Annotated in this window: 18 protein-coding genes and 1 pseudogene; 8 read left to right on the top strand and 11 right to left on the bottom strand. The window is 59.7% G+C overall.

Annotated features, from left to right (window positions below; genetic code table 11):
- Window positions 1–114 precede the first annotated feature (114 nt).
- The 4 genes from glsB to AB4O41_RS03985 all read left to right on the top strand — a co-directional run bounded on the left by glsB (window position 115) and on the right by AB4O41_RS03985 (window position 4383).
- Window positions 115–1023, top strand: a complete 909-nt coding sequence (gene glsB / locus AB4O41_RS04000; protein WP_258621718.1) for a glutaminase B — start codon at window positions 115–117, stop codon at window positions 1021–1023.
- An 85-nt stretch (window positions 1024–1108) separates the two neighbouring features.
- On the top strand, window positions 1109–2227 hold the full coding sequence (locus AB4O41_RS03995) for a DUF3616 domain-containing protein (protein WP_460146388.1): 1119 nt from the start codon (window positions 1109–1111) through the stop codon (window positions 2225–2227).
- An 84-nt stretch (window positions 2228–2311) separates the two neighbouring features.
- A complete protein-coding gene (locus AB4O41_RS03990) occupies window positions 2312–3814 on the top strand; it encodes an aldehyde dehydrogenase family protein (protein ID WP_460146387.1) in 1503 nt (500 codons plus the stop codon).
- A gap of 218 nt (window positions 3815–4032) precedes the next feature.
- Window positions 4033–4383: a BON domain-containing protein gene (locus tag AB4O41_RS03985; protein WP_460146386.1), complete on the top strand. Its 351-nt coding sequence runs from the start codon at window positions 4033–4035 to the stop codon at window positions 4381–4383.
- Window positions 4384–4501: 118 nt separating this feature from the next.
- On the opposite strand, the gene AB4O41_RS03980 is transcribed toward AB4O41_RS03985, so the two are convergent.
- Both AB4O41_RS03980 and cynS read right to left on the bottom strand, forming a co-directional pair.
- Window positions 4502–5161, bottom strand: a complete 660-nt coding sequence (locus tag AB4O41_RS03980; RefSeq protein ID WP_460146385.1) for a carbonic anhydrase — start codon at window positions 5159–5161, stop codon at window positions 4502–4504.
- A gap of 160 nt (window positions 5162–5321) precedes the next feature.
- Window positions 5322–5789: a cyanase gene (cynS, locus tag AB4O41_RS03975; protein ID WP_460146384.1), complete on the bottom strand. Its 468-nt coding sequence runs from the start codon at window positions 5787–5789 to the stop codon at window positions 5322–5324.
- A 118-nt stretch (window positions 5790–5907) separates the two neighbouring features.
- Here cynS and cynR point away from each other — a divergent pair, with 118 nt between their 5' ends.
- Window positions 5908–6792, top strand: coding sequence for a transcriptional regulator CynR (gene cynR / locus AB4O41_RS03970; protein ID WP_460146383.1), 885 nt, complete (start codon window positions 5908–5910; stop codon window positions 6790–6792).
- Between the two features lies 1 nt (window position 6793).
- On the opposite strand, the gene AB4O41_RS03965 is transcribed toward cynR, so the two are convergent.
- The 5 genes from AB4O41_RS03965 to AB4O41_RS03945 all read right to left on the bottom strand — a co-directional run bounded on the left by AB4O41_RS03965 (window position 6794) and on the right by AB4O41_RS03945 (window position 10817).
- Entirely contained in the window at window positions 6794–7096 is a 303-nt protein-coding gene (locus AB4O41_RS03965; protein ID WP_460146382.1) for a hypothetical protein, read from the bottom strand.
- Between the two features lie 163 nt (window positions 7097–7259).
- Window positions 7260–7589 (bottom strand): hypothetical protein, encoded by a 330-nt coding sequence (locus AB4O41_RS03960; protein ID WP_052962958.1) that lies wholly within the window; start codon window positions 7587–7589, stop codon window positions 7260–7262.
- A 285-nt stretch (window positions 7590–7874) separates the two neighbouring features.
- Entirely contained in the window at window positions 7875–8054 is a 180-nt protein-coding gene (locus tag AB4O41_RS03955) for a hypothetical protein (RefSeq protein ID WP_460146380.1), read from the bottom strand.
- Between the two features lie 95 nt (window positions 8055–8149).
- Window positions 8150–8686 (bottom strand): GNAT family N-acetyltransferase, encoded by a 537-nt coding sequence (locus tag AB4O41_RS03950; RefSeq protein WP_460146378.1) that lies wholly within the window; start codon window positions 8684–8686, stop codon window positions 8150–8152.
- 181 nt (window positions 8687–8867) lie between these two features.
- The gene (locus AB4O41_RS03945; protein ID WP_460146376.1) at window positions 8868–10817 is read right to left on the bottom strand and encodes a DNA topoisomerase III; all 1950 of its coding nucleotides are present in this window, start codon (window positions 10815–10817) and stop codon (window positions 8868–8870) included.
- Window positions 10818–11069: 252 nt separating this feature from the next.
- Here AB4O41_RS03945 and AB4O41_RS03940 point away from each other — a divergent pair, with 252 nt between their 5' ends.
- Window positions 11070–11432 (top strand): DUF427 domain-containing protein, encoded by a 363-nt coding sequence (locus AB4O41_RS03940; RefSeq protein WP_007907061.1) that lies wholly within the window; start codon window positions 11070–11072, stop codon window positions 11430–11432.
- 202 nt (window positions 11433–11634) lie between these two features.
- Here AB4O41_RS03940 and AB4O41_RS03935 read toward each other — a convergent pair whose 3' ends face one another.
- Both AB4O41_RS03935 and AB4O41_RS03930 read right to left on the bottom strand, forming a co-directional pair.
- Complete coding sequence (locus tag AB4O41_RS03935; RefSeq protein WP_217854627.1) at window positions 11635–13257, bottom strand: MFS transporter; 1623 nt, start codon at window positions 13255–13257, stop codon at window positions 11635–11637.
- 140 nt (window positions 13258–13397) lie between these two features.
- Window positions 13398–15062 (bottom strand): GMC family oxidoreductase, encoded by a 1665-nt coding sequence (locus AB4O41_RS03930; RefSeq protein ID WP_460146374.1) that lies wholly within the window; start codon window positions 15060–15062, stop codon window positions 13398–13400.
- Window positions 15063–15197: 135 nt separating this feature from the next.
- On the opposite strand from AB4O41_RS03930, the gene AB4O41_RS03925 reads away from it, so the two are divergent.
- Window positions 15198–16091, top strand: a complete 894-nt coding sequence (locus AB4O41_RS03925; RefSeq protein WP_460146372.1) for a LysR family transcriptional regulator — start codon at window positions 15198–15200, stop codon at window positions 16089–16091.
- 570 nt (window positions 16092–16661) lie between these two features.
- Window positions 16662–17017: pseudogene (locus AB4O41_RS03920) on the top strand (DUF6124 family protein).
- Window positions 17018–17156: 139 nt separating this feature from the next.
- On the opposite strand, the gene AB4O41_RS03915 reads toward AB4O41_RS03920, so the two are convergent.
- Window positions 17157–18560, bottom strand: coding sequence for an ATP-binding protein (locus AB4O41_RS03915; protein ID WP_460146370.1), 1404 nt, complete (start codon window positions 18558–18560; stop codon window positions 17157–17159).
- A complete protein-coding gene (locus AB4O41_RS03910) occupies window positions 18557–19219 on the bottom strand; it encodes a response regulator (RefSeq protein WP_460146368.1) in 663 nt (220 codons plus the stop codon). The genes AB4O41_RS03915 and AB4O41_RS03910 overlap by 4 nt, the downstream gene beginning before the upstream one ends.
- Window positions 19220–19230 lie beyond the last annotated feature (11 nt).

Below are 19230 nucleotides of genomic sequence, written 5' to 3'. Positions count from 1 at the left end.
GGGCCGTGACAGATACATTCCCGTACAAAACTGTGATTTGTGATCCGGTGCCGACTTGGGGCGTCTAGCGACAGTGTCCCCGCAATCCCATGGGGCGAGACTTCGGAACCCGGCATGCAAGCGCTGTTGAACGAGATCCTTGACGCAGTCCGACCGTTGATCGGTCAGGGCAAAGTGGCTGACTACATTCCCGCGCTCGGCACAGTGCCGGCCAATCAGCTGGGCATTGCCGTGTATGGCAACGACGGCGAGTTGTTTTGCGTCGGGGACGCCGAGACGCCGTTCTCGGTGCAGAGTATTTCCAAGGTGTTCAGCCTGGTGCAGGCCATCGACCATTCCGGTGAAGCCATTTGGGAGCGCCTGGGCCACGAGCCGTCCGGCCAACCGTTCAACTCGCTGGTGCAGCTGGAATTCGAGCGCGGGCGCCCGCGCAATCCCTTCATCAACGCCGGTGCGCTGGTGATCTGCGACATCAACCAGTCACGTTTTGCCGCGCCGGCATTGTCGATGCGCGATTTTGTCCGGCGTTTGTCTGGCAACCCGAATGTCATGGTGGACGGCAAGGTCGCCGAGTCGGAATACCAGCACCGCGCGCGCAACGCGGCCATGGCTTATCTGATGCAATCGTTCGGCAATTTTCATAACGACGTCGAAGCCGTGCTGCGCAGCTACTTCAGCCATTGCGCGCTGCGCATGAGTTGCGTGGATCTGGCCCGGGCTTTCTGCTTCCTGGCCAACGACGGTTTCTGCAAACACAGCGGCGCACAGATCCTCAGCGCCCGCCAGACCCAGCAAGTCAACTCGATCATGGCCACCAGCGGACTGTACGACGAAGCCGGCAACTTTGCCTATCGCGTCGGTCTGCCGGGCAAGAGTGGCGTGGGCGGAGGCATCGTTGCGGTGGTGCCGGGGCAATTCACGGTGTGCGTGTGGTCCCCGGAATTGAACGCCGCCGGCAACTCCCTCGCTGGCATGGCCGCGCTGGAATTGTTGAGTCAGCGGATCGGCTGGTCGGTGTTCTGATGGCATTTGACTAGCGCTCGATGACCGCTACCGTGAAGCAGGCATTCTTTGACTCACCCGAACGGGTGAAGGGGCGGGTGACTTCATGGTGAATTTCGGTTCCGCGCTTCTAGTCTTCAATGACCCGGACACTCATTTGCGCAAAGGGTTGTCTGCCGTGGTCCAGATAGGTGACACCCTGTGGGTCGCCAATGATGAATCCTTGAGCCTGGAGCGCTTCACCTTGCGTGAGCGCGTCGGTGCGGGCGAGTTTCTGTTTGACCAGCACAAACAATTCCCGTTGGCGTCCCTGTTGACGCTGCCGGTCATCCCGACGATTGGCGAAGAATTCGTTGAAGCAGACCTGGAAGGCATGAGCTACGGCCGCGACACGGGGTATCTCTGGATTGTGGGGTCTCACAGCCTGAAACGGAAAAAACCCGATAGCACCAAGTCCCTGAAGAAAAACGCCGAGCGTCTGGCAACTGTCAGCAGTGATGGCAATCGTTTTCTCCTGGCCCGGATTCCGGTGGTCGAAGAAAACGGAACGTTCACTTTGGTGAAGAGCACCGTTAGCGATGATCGAGTCGCCGCCCAGTTGGGCGGTAATCAACTGGGTAACGAATTGCTCGATGAACTCAAGGACGACGAGCATGTGGGGGCATTTCTGCACATCCCCGGCAAGGACAACGGGTTCGATACAGAGGGCCTTGAGATCAACGGCAATCGTGTGTTTATCGGGTTGCGGGGGCCGGTGTTGCGTGGCTGGGCAATCATTCTGGAGGTCGAACCCGAGGACCATCCCGATGCTGCTCACACACTGACGCTGAAAAAAATCGGGCCCAAGGGGCGCAAATATCGAAAGCATTTTCTCCAGCTGGATGGACTCGGCGTCAGAGACTTATGCATCGATGGTGACGACATGTTGATCCTGGCCGGGCCGACAATGAACCTCGACGGGCCTGTCAGCTTATTTCGATGGCACGACGGCGCCAGGCCAACAGACGAAAGTTTTGTCTTCAGCGAACAATTGACGCCGGTCCTGGAGGTTCCTTACGGACAAGGAGAGGATAAAGGCTGCGATCATGCCGAAGGAATGACCTTTGTCAGCACTGCGGGTGTAGAAGAGCCCTTGCTGCTGGTGGTCTATGACGCGAACGCCGCGTGGCGCAGACAGGGGAGCAATCGCCTGGAGCAAGATGTATTTCGACTGGCGAAAAAGTAACCGCCACTGCATCCCCGGTGAATGACGCTCCGTGAATTTTGCTATACATTTTCCGACCGTCCCCCTGCATGGTGAAACCGTTTCATGTCTCTTGCGCTCGAACGTCTAGTCGCTGGCACGCCGATCCCTTTTGCCGGTAATCGTGTCACGGTCGTCAGCCCCGAGCTGGCGGCGCGCTTTCAGCCCGGCGACCATCTGCTGGTAGAGCAAGTCAGCGGCGAATTGCTGCTGATTCCGGTGGCGGACCAGCAAGCGGCGGCGGTCGCCATCGAACGTGCCGAGGTGGCGTTCGCTGCGATGTCCAGCGTCTCGGATCACGCCATCAGCGAGTTCTTCGATCACTTTGCTCAACGTCTGGAAACTCCGGAATGCTGGGCCTTGATTGCGGCTGCCAACCTGGCCGACATCGAGCGGGCCAAGGCTCGCGGGCGGTCCACCACGCGGCTGCTCGCCGATGAACGCATGCGCGGCGACATGATCGCCGGCCTCAGGGCCTGGCGTGATGCACCGGCCACCCGCGGCAAGGTTGTGAGTTGCGTCGAGCACGACGGCTGGAAAGTCGAGCAAGTGGTGTCGCCGCTGGGCATCGTTGCGTTCGTGTTCGAAGGCCGGCCGAATGTCTTTGCCGACGCCGCCGGTGTATTGCGCACCGGTAACACGGCGGTGCTGCGCATTGGCAGCGATGCGTTGGGCACTGCCCAGGCCATCGTCACCCACGCATTGAATCCTGCATTGGCTGATGCCGGACTGCCCACCGGAGCCGTTTCGCTGGTGGAAAGCGTCAATCACGCCGCCGGTTGGGCGATGTTTGCCGACCGGCGCTTGTCGCTGGCTGTGGCCCGTGGCTCGGGACGTGCGGTCAGCCAGTTGGGCAGCATCGCGCAACAGGCCGGCACTGCCGTCAGCCTGCACGGCACCGGTGGCGCCTGGCTGATCGCCGACAAGGACGCCGATGCCCGGCGCTTTGCCGCCGTGGTGCGCAATTCGCTGGACCGCAAAGTCTGCAACACCCTGAACGTCTGCCTGATCCACCGCGACCGTGCCGCCGAGCTGGTGCCGCTGTTTCTCGACGCCCTGCAACAGGCCGGTGCCGCTCGGGGCCAGGGCTGCAAGTTGCATATCGTCGAAAGTAGCGAGCAGCATTTGCCAATTGATTGGCAGACCGCGAGCATCGAGGTGTACCGCGCCGAAGGCTATCAGACCGAAGCGTTGGCCGAACGGCTGTCCGAGGATCAATTGGGTCGCGAGTGGGAGTGGGAAGAAACCCCGGAAGTCAGCCTGAAGATCGTCGACGACCTGGATCAGGCCATCGCTTTGTTCAACCGCTACAGCCCGCAATTCACCGTGTCGCTGATCAGTGAAGATGCCCCGGCGCAGGAGCGTTTCTACAACGCGGTCAACGCACCTTTTGTCGGCAACGGGATTACCCGCTGGGTCGACGGGCAGTACGCGCTGAACAAGCCGGAGCTGGGGCTTTCGAACTGGGAGAGCGGGCGCTTGTTTGCACGTAGCGCGATTCTCTCGGGGGATGGCGTGTTCACCATCCGTAGCCGCATGACCCAGACGGATCTGTCGGTCAAACGCTGAGACGGCACTCCAGAACAGCCGGCATCGGTAGTTAAGGGCTTGAACACCGCAGTCCTGTGGGAGCGAGCCTGCTCGCTCCCACAAGTTTGCGCGGCTTAACTTCCCGACATCAGGGCTGTCCCCCGACCCCAGACAACGGCCGCACTATACTTAATATGTGTCCGTGTCTGCGTGGGGACGGACAGCGCTCATCTGACTACGCGAGGGAGGGTTGCGCCATGAAACTTCATTCCTTTCAACATTACTCTCATGATCTGGAATCGGTCGTTCACGACGCGTGGATTACCACCAGAGTGAAGTCGGCCCTGGCATTGGCCGACTCAACCCTTGGCCTGCATGTCCATGTCAAAACCCATGCGGGCAGGGTGGCGTTGAGCGGCCGCGTCAACACTCACAGGCAGTGTGAGCATGCTGTTGCTCTGGCCCGCTCGGTTCATGGCGTCGTCGACATCGACGCCAGCGAATTGCTCACTCACGTGTTCACGCCGGGCAGTTTTTCAGAAGCGCCTAATGCCGAAGAGACCACTGAACGTCGGTCACAATCGTCTACAAAGATTGACGATAAATGATAGGGGCGATCTTGTGAGTGTCGCATTCCCGGCCGGGAACTGAGGACGGGCGTAGTCGCGCGCGTGCGTACTTTGTAACGCTGCGCCAAGCCTGGCGCAGCTCGGGCGGGCGAGGCCTTCAGGCGGCTTGGACCGCTTGACCATATACCGCACAGGTGTCCGGGTGCTCGGCCAGCGACACGAAGTTGCGACGGCTGGCATCCAGAGCATCGACGGAGCCGGTCTCGATGTCATAAACCCAACCATGCAGATTCAGCAGGCCTTTTTCCTGGGCCAGACGCACGCTCGGGTGAGTCTGGATATTTGCCAGTTGGGCGATGACATTTTCCCGGACCATCGAACTCACCTTGGCTGCATCGCTGGCGTGAGGGCGGGAATCGTTGATCACCTTGGCCGACTCGGCGTGTTGCAACCAGCCACTGACGGCGGGCAAGTGATCCATGCATTTGCACTGGGCGATGGCGGTCATGGCGCCACAGTCCGAATGCCCGCAGATCACGATGTCAGTCACGCCCAATACCGCGACCGCATACTCGACCGTGGCCGACACGCCGCCGGGGTGCGGGCTGTAAGAGGGCACGATATTGCCGGCATTGCGCACCACGAACAGTTCGCCGGGCTCTTGCTGAGTCAGCAGTTCCGGCACCACACGGCTGTCGGAACAGGTGATGAACAAAGTGCCGGGATGCTGGGTGGTGGCCAGGTGTTTGAACAGGTCGGTACGTTGGACAAAGGCTTCGTTCTGAAACTTCAATAAACCTTCGATGAGCGCTTTCATGGCGGACTTCCTTGAAATGAATGAGGGGGGCCTGCATAACCTGTAGGAGCGAGGCTTGCCCGCGAAGAACGATGACACGTAATACCTGAAAAACCGTGCTGCATTCTTCGCGGGTAAGCCTCGCTCCCACAGGTTCTGCGTCTTAATTGACTGGGCTGCTTTAGAAAGGGCGCAGCGGCAGGAACTTGCCGTCGAGGGTAATCACCGCGCGAGAACCACCTTCCGGGTCTTCAACTTTCTTCATGTCCAGCTTGAAGTTGATCGCGCTGATGATGCCGTCGCCGAATTGCTCGTGAACCAGGGCTTTGAGCGTGGTGCCGTAGATTTGGATCATTTCGTGGAAGCGGTAGATGGTCGGATCGGTCGGGACACCTGAGAGGCTGCCGCGCAGCGGAATGATCTGCAGGCGAGCCACGGCGTCGGCGTCCAGTTCGAGCTTCTCGCCAATCACCTTGGCGGCGGCTTCCGGCAGCGGATGCTGGCCGAGCAGGGCAGCGGTGACATAGGCCAGGCCCAGACCGGTGCCGTCAGTCAAATCCTGCCAGGACAGATTCTTGCGCGCCTTGGCATCGAGAATCGAAGTGGTCAGGGCCAGACTCGGATCCTGGTAAGCGTGGGACTGTTGCATGGTGTGACTCCTATCGGTTGTGGCTTGAAAGTGGAGCCATCTTCGGACGATTGATCCATAGCGTCCAAGACCGATATACAATGCATCGCATAAGTCCAGCCTATAGATGGTGTGCCCCTTGCTGCTCCGACATTTACGTTACTTGCTGGCGGTCGCCGACCACGGCGGCTTCACCCGCGCCGCCGAGGCGTTGCATGTCTCACAACCGACGCTGTCCCAGCAGATCCGGCAACTGGAGGAAACCCTGGGCGTGAGCCTGTTCGACCGCACCTCGCGCACGGTCAAGCCGACCGATGCGGGGCTGGCCTATATCGAAAGTGCCCGTCGGGTATTGGTGGAACTTGAAGCAGGGAAACGCGCACTGCACGACGTGAAGGACTTGTCTCGCGGCACTTTGCGATTGGCTATGACGCCAACGTTCATGGCATATCTGGTGGGGCCGTTGGTGCGCGACTACGTGGCGAAGTTCCCCAACATCCATCTGCAAATTTTCGAGCTATCGATGGATGACATCGAGGCCGGGTTGCTTGATGACTCGCTGGACATCGCCATCGCCTTTACCCCGGTGAGAAGCCCCGACATCGAGTGCGTGCCGGCATTTGTCGAGACGTTGGGGGTGATGGTCGGGCGCAGTCATCCGTTATACGAGCGCCAGAATCCGCTATCGCCAAAGGAGGTGGCGCAACTGGAGTTCGCGTTGTTGACACCGGACTTCATCACCCGGTCCTCCATCGACGGGTATTTTCGGCAACAGAACATCACGCCCAAAGTGGCGATCGAGGTGAACTCGGTGAGTACGTTGCTGGAGGTCATTCGTCACGCGCCGATGGCCACCATCCTCCCGGAACCCATCGCCACTGCGGAACGGGCATTGCGCCGGATTGAATTACAAGGCGAAGCACCCCGGCGCGACGCGGCGTTGTTGCGCAGGAAGAACAATTATCACAGTGCCGCGTCGGTAGCGTTCGCGAACCTGGTGATGGCCGGCAGCGCCAGCGTGTAGATCAATCATCCACCGACTGGCAGATGCCATTGCCGCCTTTCTTGCTGGTATAGGTCACGGCAACAGAGTCGTCATCGGCGATGCTGATCGAGATCGTTACGTCCGGCCCCTTGGCCTCGAAAAGGCGATCGTTGATCATTTTGGTCTGGGCTTCTTTGCTGTTGATCAAGACCGGGCCATCCTGGTCGGCATGGACCATGATTTTCCCGGGGCAGTCCACATCGAAGGCAGGAACGCCGGGAACGCTGTTCGCATGAGCGGCACCCGCCAACGCCAGTAGCATGAATGTCAGGGTTTTTTTCATCGCAGACCTCCAGTGGATAAACCGATGTCCAGCGCTCTGTTAACCATAGCTCTGTTCTTTTAACTCAGTGCGAAGTTAGAAGTGCGTACGCGACAAACAAGAAGGCCCCGCTCGATGAGACGAGCGGGGCCTTTCTGTTTATGGGGCGACCCATTGAAAGAGATCAGTACAACCGATCAATCACCCGAACTTCGTTCTGGTTCTGCATCGATGCCCACGCCTGTTTCAGCGTTTGCAGCACATTACCGATGAAGTCCTTGTCGGCCGCGGCTTTCTTGCCGACATAGCCCTGGCCACGACGGTACATCTTCAGTCGGGCGAGCAGGTTCTGGTTGTTCTGGTCGAACTCTTCTTCGTGGGCATGGGGCGACAGGCAGTCGATATGAACCTGGCCCGATTTGCTGATCCACAGAATATGGCTGTCCTGGCTGTCTTTTTGCGCAGCGAACAAACGAGCCAGTTCATCGATAGTAGGTTGATTGTTCAGATTCATTGTAAGCCCCTTGACCATTTGGTGATCTTTCAAAGTTGATTCGCTAATACAAGTAGCCCATCGGTTAGTTGATCCCTGGCACCGAAACCAGGACGTCAGCGGTCGGCCGTCAATACGACGGGGTCCCGCGTCTGTTGCATGTAGTCGTGTTGAATAACTGCTACGCAATAGCGTCACAACGAAGAGAAGCAGCGAAAACCTGGAGGCCACTGCCGACATTTCAGGGTCGGCCACAAGCTTCATGAGGATTGATCGCTAGCGCTTCTCGTCCTTTGTACTGGACGTTCAGGCCAGGTCAGCTTCTTCAATCTGCCTTGTGGGCAGCGTGTATCCGGGGGAAAACAGCTCGGCGGTCAGACGAGCTTGCTCAAACGTGTTGCCTGTACTCCCGATCGGGGAGATGTCTGCATCATGCAAGGGCAAATCGGAGGCGTCAACGGTTTTGTAGTGATTATTTTTGTTCACTACATATTGTCCGACAAAGTGGTTTTGGAATTAAAAAGGCAGATGTGGCTGGCTGTGGCGTCGCTGAGATTCAAGATTGCAGCCGTCTGCAACCCCTACCCCGGCCCTGTAGGCGCTGCCGAAGGCTGCGATCTAAAGCGGTAAACGGTGCACGGATAACCGTCGATCGGCAGGTGATACAGGGTGAAATCACCGCCCGTGAGATCGGGCATCACCTTGGCCCAGAACAGCCGTGCAGGCTGGTTGGCATCAATGTGGAAAATCTGCCATTGACCGGGGAACCGGTTCAAGAGGGCAGAGACGACAAACCTCGCGACGCCTTGGCCACGAAAGCGTCGACTGACAAAAAAGTAGCCGATGTTGTGTTCCGCGCCGACGATATGGGTTTCGTTATCCACGGTCACGAAACCGGCAAGCTCGCCGTCAACCTTGATCAGAAACGGCCTGGTTGCCGGGTTGCGCCAGTAATCAAGCTTGGGCTGGATGTTGAAGTAGCCATGTTCCCCGAGTTTCAGCGGCAGCCATTCACTGAAATCGTGGATGTAGAACTGCATCAGGTTTTCGATGGTTTCCAGTTCGTCGCGCTGAGCGGCGTGCAGTTCGATTGAGGGCTGGCTTCTGATTGTCGTCATGGTCGATACCTTTTCAGAAAGCAGGCTGTTGCCCGATACGCCGCGGAACCTGTAGGAGCGTGGCTTGCCCGCGAAGAATTCACCGTGGTTTTTCAAGTATTACGCGTTATCGTTCTTCGCGGGCAAGCCTCGCTCCTACAGTTGAAGAACACTAGACCATTCAGGTTCGCTCGAACTGCCCTCAACCTTTGCCCGCCGGTTCCGCCGCGCGCTTGGTGCCGGTCGAGGGTTTGCGTTTGGCCGGTTTTCGCTTGTTTTTCCACGGTGTGGCGCCACGCCCGGCCGGGCTTGCCGGCCCGCTGATGGTCAGGTTCAGGCCGGCGCAACGGGCCACTTGCTTGCTCATCCACGCAGCCTGTTTGGTGACGAATTCTTCCAGGCTCATTTCACCGCTCTGCACCATGTCCAGGGCCTGTTCCCAGATCGCCGTGGTACCGGGGTCGGCAATCGCGCGCGGCACGGCGTCGATCAGGCTGAACGCTGCCGGCGTCGCGGCCAGGGCCTTGCCGTTCTTGATCAGGTAACCTCGGTCCAGCAGGCCCTGGATGATCGAGGCGCGGGTGGCTTCGGTGCCAATGCCAGTGGTGTCCTTGAGCTTTTGCTTGAGCAGTGGATCTTCCACCAGTTTGGCGACGTTCTTCATCGCCTTGATCAGGTCGCCTTCGGTAAACGGCTTGGGCGGCTGGGTCCAGAGGTCCTTGAGCTTCACGTCGGCCACTGCGCAGTCACGCCCTTCGGCCAATGCCGGCAGTGTTTGTGGTGCCGGTGCTTCGCGGCCCTTGGCTGGCGCGAGGGCCTCGGGCAGGGCGCGTTTCCAGCCGGGTTCGGCAAGCTGCTTGCCCACGGCACGCAAGGCTTCACCGGCACAGTTGAAGTCGGCCAGGGTCCGGTCGTACTCATGGTTGGGCAGAAATTGCGCCAGGTACCGCGCACGAATCAGGGTGTAGACCGCCCGTTGCTTGCCTACCAGACGGTCGAGGTTTTTCGCCGCAGCAGTGGGAATGATGCCGTGGTGAGCGCTGACCTTGGCATCGTTCCAGGCCCGTGAGCGGCGCTGGGGCTCCAGGTGATCGTGCAAGGCGTTCAGGGCCGGGTCGGCTTGCCGAAGCGCCGCCAGAATACTCGGGGCTTCGCTGTGCTGACTCAGCGGCAGATAACCGCAGTCGCTGCGCGGGTAGGTGATGACTTTGTGGGTTTCGTACAGCGCCTGGGCAATATCGAGGGTTTCCTGAGCCCCGAGTCCGAGCTTCTTCGAGCAGACTTCTTGCAACGTGCCCAGATCGAACGGCAAAGGCGCGACTTCACGCATCCGCTCGGTGCGCAGTTTGATCACCCGAGCGCTCGCCGCACCACCAATGGCCGTAGCCGCTTTCTGAGCCAGCGCCTGATTCAGGCAGCGGTCCTGATCATCGCAAGCGTCAGAGGCCGCATGCCACTGGGCGGTGAACGCGGTGCCGTCGTGCAGCAGTTGCACATCGATCGCCCAATAAGCGACCGGGACGAAATCGGCAATGCTGCGGTCGCGATCCACCACCAGGCGCAAGGTCGGCGTCTGCACCCGACCGACTGGCAATACACCCTGATATCCGGACTGACGCCCCAGCAGGGTGAACAGCCGACTCATGTTCATCCCGATCAACCAGTCGGCCCGGGAGCGCCCCAATGCCGAATGATAAAGGCTGAACGTCTCGGCCCCGGGCTTGAGCGCCACCAGAGCCTTGCGGATTGATGCATCGTCCAGCGCCGACAGCCACAGCCGCCGGATCGGCCCGCGATAACGGCAATGCTCCACCAGCTCCCGGGCGATCATTTCGCCCTCACGATCGGCGTCGGTGGCAATTACCAGTTCACTGGCCTCGCCGAGCAAGCGTTTGACCGCTTTGTACTGGCTGGCCGTGCGCGGTTTGACGGTCATCTTCCATTTTTCGGGAATGATCGGCAGATCCGCCAGCACCCAACGCTTGTAACGCGCGTCATAGGCATCCGGCGGTGCGGTTTCCAGCAGATGGCCGATGCACCAGGTCACCGTGACGCCCGTTCCCAGCCAGCAGCCATCGCCCCGGCGCCTGGCGCCGAGCACGGCCGCGATGTCTTTGGCCTGGGAGGGTTTTTCACAGAGGTACAGCTGCATAACCACCATCATCAATCAGTGTTCGAGAGGTGCACAGAATGGCGGCTGATGAGCGATGGAGCAATCTTTATCTGTATGGATGTACAGCTTAAGCTGTTGCGGTTGATGACAGCAGGTTGGGGCATGCTTTTGGGGGACCTCACTGTAGCCCAAGCAAGCTCCGTTCGGCTGTGAAGCAGTCGCGATGCCGAAACATGAGGTATACCTGTCGGAGCGCGGATACAGCACAGCAGCGACAGAGGATCCTACTATATGAAAGCCCCCGGACCCGGTAATCCCATCGCCATCAGCCCTCAACCCGGCTGTGTGGTGGTGAAGTTCCATGGCATTCAAGTGGCGTCATCCACTCGGGCGCTGGTCATGCATGAGGCCAATTATCCTCCGGTGTACTACATCCCCCGCGAGGACATCGCCGAACAATATTTCGCCCGCACCGACCACACCAGCTATTGCCCGTACAAGGGCGATGCGAGCTATTTCAGCCTGCAAATCCCCGGGCATGAAGGCGCCAATGCGGTATGGAGTTATGAGCATCCGAAGGTGTCGGTCGCGCAGATTGGCGGGTATGTGGCGTTTTATCCTGAAGAAGTGACGTTTGAGGTGCTTGATACCTGAGGTGCAAAAAGCATTGTGGTGAGGGGCTGGCCTAATGTCAGCCAGTTGACAGAAATTCAGAGGCTGCGAAGCAGTCGCAAAACGGACACCATGCTCCCGCGCATGACAGCTTTTAGGGCCGCTTCGCGACCCAACGGGGGCAAGCCCCCTCGCCACAGGAAGCCTGCTCCCACCGGTAAGCTATCGCTAGAGATGCATGCCGTCAGTTCTTGTCCAGATCTACGTTCTTCGTCTCACGCAAACAGATCATTCCCACCACCAGGCTCACCCCGGTAATCACCACCGGGTACCACAGTCCGTAGAAAATATCCCCGGTGTACACCACCAGGGCAAACGACACCGTCGGCAGGAAACCACCGAACCAGCCATTGCCAATGTGGTAGGGCAGGGACATGGACGTGTAGCGGATGCGGGTCGGGAACAGTTCAACCATCAGTGCCGCCAACGGGCCGTAACACATGGCGGAGATGATGATCAGCGCGACAATCAACGCCACGATCATTGGTTTGTTGATCAGCTGGGTGTCGGCTTGCGACGGATAGCCGGCCAGGGTCACCGCGCCGCGCAGGGCAGCTTCATCGTAACCATCGATTTTCACCTCGCCGATGCTGATCTGCACGGCGCTGCCGGCCGGAGCCGCTTCGCTGTTGTAGGGCAGGCCTTGTTTGACCAGGAAGGTTTTGACCTTGTCGCACGGGCTATCAAATTTAGCCTTGCCCACCGGGTCGAACTGGAAGGTGCAGGTGGCCGGGTCGGCCAGCACGGTGATCGGTGCCTGGCGGCTGGCCTGGTCGATGGCCGGGTTGGCGTAATGGGCCAGGGTCTTGAAGATCGGGAAGTACAGCGCGGTGGCCAGCAATAGGCCGATCATCAGCACCGGTTTGCGCCCGACCTTGTCCGACAGCCAGCCAAAAAAGATGAAGAACGGTGCGCCAATGATCACGCTGACGATTAGCAGGCTGTTGGCCAGGGCCGGGTCCATTTTCAGGAATTGGGTGAGGAAGAACAGCACATAGAACTGCGCCGCGTAGAAGGTCACCGCTTGCCCGGCGTTGATGCTGAACAGCGCAATCAGCACCACTTTCAGGTTGTCCCATTTGCCGAAGGAATCGCGCAGCGGCGACTTGCAGAGCTTGCCTTCTTCTTTCATTTTCACGAACGCAGGCGACTCATGCAGGCTCAGGCGAATCCAGGTCGAGATGCCCAGCAGTACGATCGAAAACAGAAAGGGAATGCGCCAGCCCCAGACTTCGAACTGGTCACCGGTGAAGTAGCGGCAGCCGAGCACCACCAGCAGCGACAGCAGCAAGCCGAGGGTGGCCGTGGACTGAATCCAGCTGGTGTGGAAACCGCGTTTGCCCATCGGCGCGTGTTCGGCGACGTAAGTGGCCGCGCCGCCGTATTCACCGCCCAGCGCCAGACCCTGGAGCATGCGCAGCACCACGAGGATGATCGGCGCGGCAATGCCGATGCTCGCGTAAGTCGGCAGCAAGCCGACGCAGAACGTCGCCAGACCCATGAGGACGATGGTCGCGAGGAACGTGTATTTGCGCCCGATCATGTCCCCCAATCGCCCGAACACCAGCGCACCGAATGGCCGCACGATGAAGCCGGCGGCGAAGGCCATGAGCGCGAAGATGAACGCCGTGGTGTCGTTGACCCCGGCGAAGAATTGTTTGCTGATGACCGCCGCGAGGGCGCCGTAGAGGAAAAAGTCGTACCACTCGAACACCGTCCCGAGGGACGAGGCGAAAATGACTTTCTGGGTTTCCTGACTGGTGCCGGCGCTGCGGACGGCTTCCAGGGGCTGAACATGTTCTGACATATCGGTATCCCTCACAGTGATTGTTTTTGTTGTTCCACTGGTGTTGCGTAGTCCTTGCAGCGGTATTTCAACATCCTTAAATCTAGTGCGATCCCCTGTGGGAGCGGGCTTGCTCGCGAAAGCGGTGGGTCAGTCGACCTCTATGTTGAATGTAATGCCGCCTTCGCGAGCAAGCCCGCTCCCACAGGGGAGAGGTCTATAGGCGAAGGGTTGAGGATCAATTGCGCGGCTTTCTCGGCGATCATCAGTGTCGGCGAGCAGGTGTTGCCCGAGGTGATGCGCGGCATGATCGAGGCGTCGGCGATGCGCAAGCCGGGAATGCCGTGGACGCGTAGCTCGGCGTCGACCACCGCGTCCGCATTGTTGCCCATCTGGCAGGTGCCCACCGGATGGAAAATCGTAGTGCCGATCCGGGCGGCGGCTTCGTGCAATTGCTCTTCACTCTGCAAGCTGTCGCCGGGCAGGTACTCGACCGGTTTGAATGCTTGCAAGGCCGGCGCGGAGACGATGCGACGAGTTAGGCGGATGGCGTCGGTGGCGACTCGCAAGTCTTCGGGATGGCTCAGGTAGTTGGGCTGAATCAGCGGCGCTTCCCGCGGGTCGGCGGAGCGAATGTCTATTCGGCCACGGCTTTGCGGGCGCAGATCGCAGACCGATGCGGTGAAGGCGGGGAAGGCGTGCAGCGGTTCGCCGAAACGCTCCAGCGACAACGGTTGCACGTGGTATTCGAGGTTCGCCGAGGTCTGCTCCGGCCCCGAACGGGCGAAGGCGCCGAGTTGGCTCGGGGCCATGGACAGCGGGCCACTACGGTCATACAGATAACGCAGGCCCATGCCCATCTTGCCCCATAGCGTGCCGGCGATCTGGTTCAGGGTGCGGGCGTTTTCCAGTTTGTAGATCAGCCGCAGTTGCAAGTGATCCTGCAGGTTGCCGCCCACACCGGGCAGTTCATGGACAACGCCGATGCCCAGTTTTTGCAGCAGCGGGCGAGGGCCGATGCCGGAACGCTGGAGGATGCCCGGTGAACCGACGGAACCGGCACACAGGACGATTTCCTTGCGCGCCTTGAAGGTTTTGGCCTGGCCTTGCCAACGTGCGCTGACCGCTGAAGCACGGCCGTTTTCCAGTAGTACGCGGTCCACTTCGACGTCAGTCAACACCGTGAGATTGGCGCGCTGGCGGATCGGTTTGAGAAACGCCTTGGCCGCGTTCCAGCGGATCCCGGCTTTCTGGTTGACCTGGAAATAGCCGCAGCCTTCGTTGTCGCCCTGATTGAAGTCATCAATGCTGGCGATGCCGCTTTGCTCGGCCGCCGTGCGGAAGGCATCGAGAATCGGCCACGACAGCCGCTGGCGCTCGATCCGCCATTCGCCGGCAGCGCCATGAAATTCCGAGTCGCCGGCAAAATGGTTTTCGCTTTGTTTGAACAGTGGCAGTACGTCTTGCCAGCTCCAGCCGGCATTGCCCTCGGCCGCCCAATCGTCGTAATCGCCAGCCTGGCCGCGCATGTAGATCATGCCGTTGATCGAGGAACAGCCGCCGAGCACCTTGCCGCGTGGGTAGCTCAGGGCACGACCTTGCAGGCCCGGTTGCGCTTCGGTCTTGAAGCACCAGTCGGTGCGCGGGTTGCCGATGCAGAACAGGTAACCGACGGGGATGTGAATCCACGGGTAGTTATCGCGGCCGCCGGCTTCGAGCAGTAACACGCGATGCTGCGGGTTAGCTGACAGTCGATTGGCCAGCAAACAACCGGCCGGCCCGGCGCCGACCACGATGTAGTCGTATTCATCAAGGGAAGTCTGCATCCCTGACCTCGTATTGTTGTTCTTGTTGTCGGTCATCCTAGTTGTTAGCTTTCGTTAAAAGAATGTTAGTTTTTACGCAGCTGCTGTGCGTTTTTAAACAGCGTCATTCACACGGCATAACGACAAGGAGGGTTCATGTTCGACTGGAATGACCTGCGGTTTTTTCTCGAATTACAGCGCAGCGGCCGCTTGCTCACCGCCGCTCGCCGTTTGAACACCACCCACGCCACCGTGGCCCGGCACATCGAAGCCATCGAAAAAAGCCTCGGCACCGCGCTGTTCGTCCAGCATGCCCAAGGCTACGAATTGACCCCGGCCGGTGAAGCGCTGCTCAAACACGCCGAGGCCATGGAAAACGTTGCGCTGCTGGCTCAGGAGGAAATCACCCAATCATCCGCGCCGCTGGGCAAGATCCGCGTCGGGGTGACGGAAGGGCTGGGCATCATGTTCCTCGCCAGTCGCATGAACGGGTTGTTCGAACGCTATCCGGGGCTGGAAGTGGAGCTGGTGGCGGTGCCGCGCTTCGTCAGCATCCTCAATCGTGAAGCCGAGATCAGCATCCACCTGGAACGCCCGGCCGCCGACATGCTGGTCACCCGCAAACTCACTGACTATCGCCTGGCGCTCTACGCCAGCCAGGCCTATCTGGACCGTTCGCCACCACTGCGCAGCCGCGAAGATCTCGGTCGTCATGCATGGATCGGCTACGTCGACGACTTGCTGTTCAGCCAGGAACTGATGTTCCTCAACAGCTTCTGCCGCAACCCCCAAGTGGTCTTTCACAGTACCAGCGTCATCGCCCAGCAACAGGCCGCGCGCTCGGGCCTGGGGATCGCCGTGCTGCCGTGCTACATGGCCAGTGCCGATCCTCAACTGGTGACGTTGCTGCCGGATGAAAGCATCCAGCGCAGTTATTGGATCAGCACTCGGCGCGAGTTGCATAAATCGGTGCGGCTGCGGGTGCTGTGGGATTATGTGGTGGAGTTGTGTGAGCGTGAGCAGGATCTGCTGCAAGGCTCCTACGGGTAAGGCTGTTCACTTAAGAGAATCTTGAGTCAGTGAGAAACCTGTGGCGAGGGAGCTTGCTCCCCGCTTGAGTGCGTAGCACTCACAAAAATCGGCGATTGTTCAGATTTTGGGGCCGCTTCGCGGCCCAGCGCGAGCAAGCTCGCTCGCCACAAAGGTAGGCATGACTGAAGAGTCGCGCTTAAGTGAACAGCATTACGCTCCACGGGGCACGTTTTAAACAAGAAAAACCGCGATCGTTTAAATGAAGCTTGCCGTTACCATCCAAAGGCTACAACGCCTTGCGCCACTCCCTACACGTAAGACAGAATCCGCCGGCTTGTGCGCCTTGGGCCCGCTCGGTAACTTGATTCTCGTCACTGCTCATCAGTGATCGGGTCTGCAAGCCCGCCGGAATACCAGTCGCATAGCGCTGCCAAAGGACGCTCGTTTATGTCCGCGAAATGGCGGCTTTGTGCGGGAGATCTTCGGATCTGCCGGGTTCCTGGTTTCCCGGTCTTGCAGACCCGCACACAGCTGCCACCCATCATCTGCAAGTGATGCTGGTAGCTCCTAATGAACAATCAGGACTTCATGATCAAACCTACGCCCAATCCGCCGGACACCGATCCGATATCCCCGTATGAACGCGATTCAAAAAACTCAACGAGGCCGCCGAACGTGCCCTCGACTTCCACTTTCCGTCGAATGCCGATATCAAAGCCACCGCGCGTAAACCCAGCAAGCTGTTTGCCGTGGCCCCAGAGGCCACAGCCGAAACCCTGGCGATTTTTTTGGTCGAGACGCTGGCCTCGGTCGATGTGATGGTCCATCAGTTGGTGGATCATCTGGAGGGTGAATCGCGCTACGCTCTGCTGGGCATTTCAAACAGCATCATGGTGGCGGAGATCACGGCGAACCGGGTTCTGGATCACATTGGTACACCTTAGAAGTGTGAGCTCCATTCCCCTGTAGGCGCGAGGCTTGCCCGCGAAGAACGATAACGCGGTGTGCCAGACCTGACGCCTTCGCGGGCAAGTCGGATCGCCGCACCGCTCGCTACAGGGATTGTGTTCGGCGCACAGTCATTCAGCCATTGGGCGTCCGTTGCACAGCACTGTGGTTCTGGCCATCGGGAATCGACAAGGTCGCCCGCAGCCCGCCTTCGGGTGGATTGGCCAGCGTAATCCGCCCACCCAGCCGCGTCGCAATGGTGCTGACGATGGTCAGCCCCAATCCCGCGCCGCCGGTATTTCCACGGCTATAAAAACGTTCGAACAATCGCGCACTATCCGCTTCGTCGATGCCCGGTCCCTGGTCCTGGACGCTCAAGTTGTAGAACCCTTCCTCCTGGCTCAATCGCACGGTGATGACGCCATGTTCCGGCGAAAAATTCGCGGCGTTGGTGACCAGATTGTTCAGGGCGATGTCGATGGCGGCGGCGTCGGCCAAGACTTCAAAAGGCCGGTCATCGACGTCGAAGGCCAGTTCCAGATTCCTGCTCAGTAACCAGGGCGTGAGTTGGGCCAGACTGGCGCGCACGGTTTCGCTCAGGTCGATGCTGGTCAGCACCGGCGCCACGGCTTTGGGTTCGAGACGGGCCATGGTCAGCAACTGATTGACCAGGCGGCTGGTGCGGTCGACCCCGGCAATCAGAAACGCCAGGGACTCACAACGCTCCTGTTCCGTGCCGGCTTCCTGCAGGTTTTGCGCATGCACCCGCAGCACTGCCAGCGGCGTGCGCAGTTCGTGGGCGGCGTCGGCGATGAAGCGCCGCTCGCGGCCAAGCACCTCTTGAATTTGCGCGAGCATGCGGTTGAGCGCTGCTTGCATCGGTTCCAGTTCGCTGGGCAATGGGGTCAGTTGCAATGGCTCCAGAGAACCGCTGTGTCGTGCCCGTAACGTTTCCGCCATATTGGCCAGGGGTTTGAGCCCCCAGCCAATGGCCAGCCAGACCATGGCCGCCAATATCAGGCTGCCCAGCACATTGGGCCACAGGGTATGACGCACGATCCGGTCTACCAGGTCCGCACGCACGTCGTCCCGTTCACCGACCCAGATGCGCAGGTCATTCTGTTTGTCTTCGAGCATGAACACCCGCCAATGGCGGTTGTTCAGATCCACCACATCGCTGAAACCAGATTTCGTTGGCGGTGCCGTGAAGGAGGGCGCACTGGCGGTGTGCACCAGCACTTCGCCCTTGCGATTCCAGACCTGAAAGGCAATTTTGCTTTCATAGGGATGACCATCGACTCTGGGCACCGCTTCACTCAAGGCCATGTTGAACGCTTGATACAGTTCGGCGTGTTCACTGCTGGCCAGCGGCATGCGCATCACACCCTGCAGCAGGCGGGCGTTCTGGGCCAGTTGGGCGTCGTAGACTTCGGCAATCTCGTGATTGCTGTCGTGCAGGTTGAGCACGCTGATGATCGCCAGGCCAGTCAGCAACAGGCCAATGATCAGCGTCAGGGTGCGACGCCGGATCGAAGTCATCGACGCTCCTCCACCAGGTACCCGACACCGCGAATGGTGCGGATCAGCTCGGTGGAGAACTTCTTGCGCAGGTGATGGATATGCACTTCCAGGGTGTTGCTTTCGGCTTCTTCGTTCCAGCCGTAAAGCAGTTGCATCAGGTGATCGCGGGTCATGACCCGGCCCGGCGGCGAGAGCAATTCGTGGAGCAGTTGATACTCCTTGGGCGTCAACGCCACCGGCTCGCCTTGATAGCTGACTTGCTGGGTGCCGGGGTTCAGGCTGATGCCGGCGTGTTCGATCAGCACTTGGGCGCGACCGGCGCTGCGTCGCAGCAAGGCCCGCAGGCGAGCCTTGAGTTCGGCCAGGTCGAAGGGCTTGATCAGGTAATCGTCGGCTCCGGCATCCAGTCCGGCGATGCGGTCTTCGGTGGCATCCCGGGCGGTGAGGATCAGTACCGGCAGGTTGGAGCCGCTTTCGCGCAGGCGGCGCAACACTTCCAAGCCATCCATGCGCGGCAGGCCGAGGTCGAGCACGGCCAGGTCAAATGTCTCGCTGAGCAGTGAATGCAAGGCACTACTGCCATCTTGCAGCCAGTCGACGGTATAACCCTCACGGCCCAGGGCTTGATGAATGCCCTCGCCGAGAGCCACGTCATCCTCGATCAGTAATAAACGCACGCGGACTCCTG

The sequence above is a fragment of the Pseudomonas sp. S2_A02 genome (assembly GCF_054668495.1).
The sequence above is the reverse complement of the archived record's forward strand: the minus strand, read 5'-3'. Positions and strand labels throughout refer to the sequence as shown.

Bases quoted from the DNA above. Each gene is read 5' to 3' on its own strand.
- glsB (WP_258621718.1), top strand. From the start codon at position 115: ATGCAAGCGCTGTTGAACGAGATCCTTGACGCAGTCCGACCGTTGATC.
- AB4O41_RS03995 (WP_460146388.1), top strand. From the start codon at position 1,109: ATGGTGAATTTCGGTTCCGCGCTTCTAGTCTTCAATGACCCGGACACT.
- AB4O41_RS03990 (WP_460146387.1), top strand. From the start codon at position 2,312: ATGTCTCTTGCGCTCGAACGTCTAGTCGCTGGCACGCCGATCCCTTTT.
- AB4O41_RS03985 (WP_460146386.1), top strand. From the start codon at position 4,033: ATGAAACTTCATTCCTTTCAACATTACTCTCATGATCTGGAATCGGTC.
- AB4O41_RS03980 (WP_460146385.1), bottom strand. From the start codon at position 5,161: ATGAAAGCGCTCATCGAAGGTTTATTGAAGTTTCAGAACGAAGCCTTT.
- cynS (WP_460146384.1), bottom strand. From the start codon at position 5,789: ATGCAACAGTCCCACGCTTACCAGGATCCGAGTCTGGCCCTGACCACT.
- AB4O41_RS03965 (WP_460146382.1), bottom strand. From the start codon at position 7,096: ATGAAAAAAACCCTGACATTCATGCTACTGGCGTTGGCGGGTGCCGCT.
- AB4O41_RS03960 (WP_052962958.1), bottom strand. From the start codon at position 7,589: ATGAATCTGAACAATCAACCTACTATCGATGAACTGGCTCGTTTGTTC.
- AB4O41_RS03950 (WP_460146378.1), bottom strand. From the start codon at position 8,686: ATGACGACAATCAGAAGCCAGCCCTCAATCGAACTGCACGCCGCTCAG.
- AB4O41_RS03945 (WP_460146376.1), bottom strand. From the start codon at position 10,817: ATGCAGCTGTACCTCTGTGAAAAACCCTCCCAGGCCAAAGACATCGCG.
- AB4O41_RS03940 (WP_007907061.1), top strand. From the start codon at position 11,070: ATGAAAGCCCCCGGACCCGGTAATCCCATCGCCATCAGCCCTCAACCC.
- AB4O41_RS03935 (WP_217854627.1), bottom strand. From the start codon at position 13,257: ATGTCAGAACATGTTCAGCCCCTGGAAGCCGTCCGCAGCGCCGGCACC.
- AB4O41_RS03930 (WP_460146374.1), bottom strand. From the start codon at position 15,062: ATGCAGACTTCCCTTGATGAATACGACTACATCGTGGTCGGCGCCGGG.
- AB4O41_RS03925 (WP_460146372.1), top strand. From the start codon at position 15,198: ATGTTCGACTGGAATGACCTGCGGTTTTTTCTCGAATTACAGCGCAGC.
- AB4O41_RS03915 (WP_460146370.1), bottom strand. From the start codon at position 18,560: ATGACTTCGATCCGGCGTCGCACCCTGACGCTGATCATTGGCCTGTTG.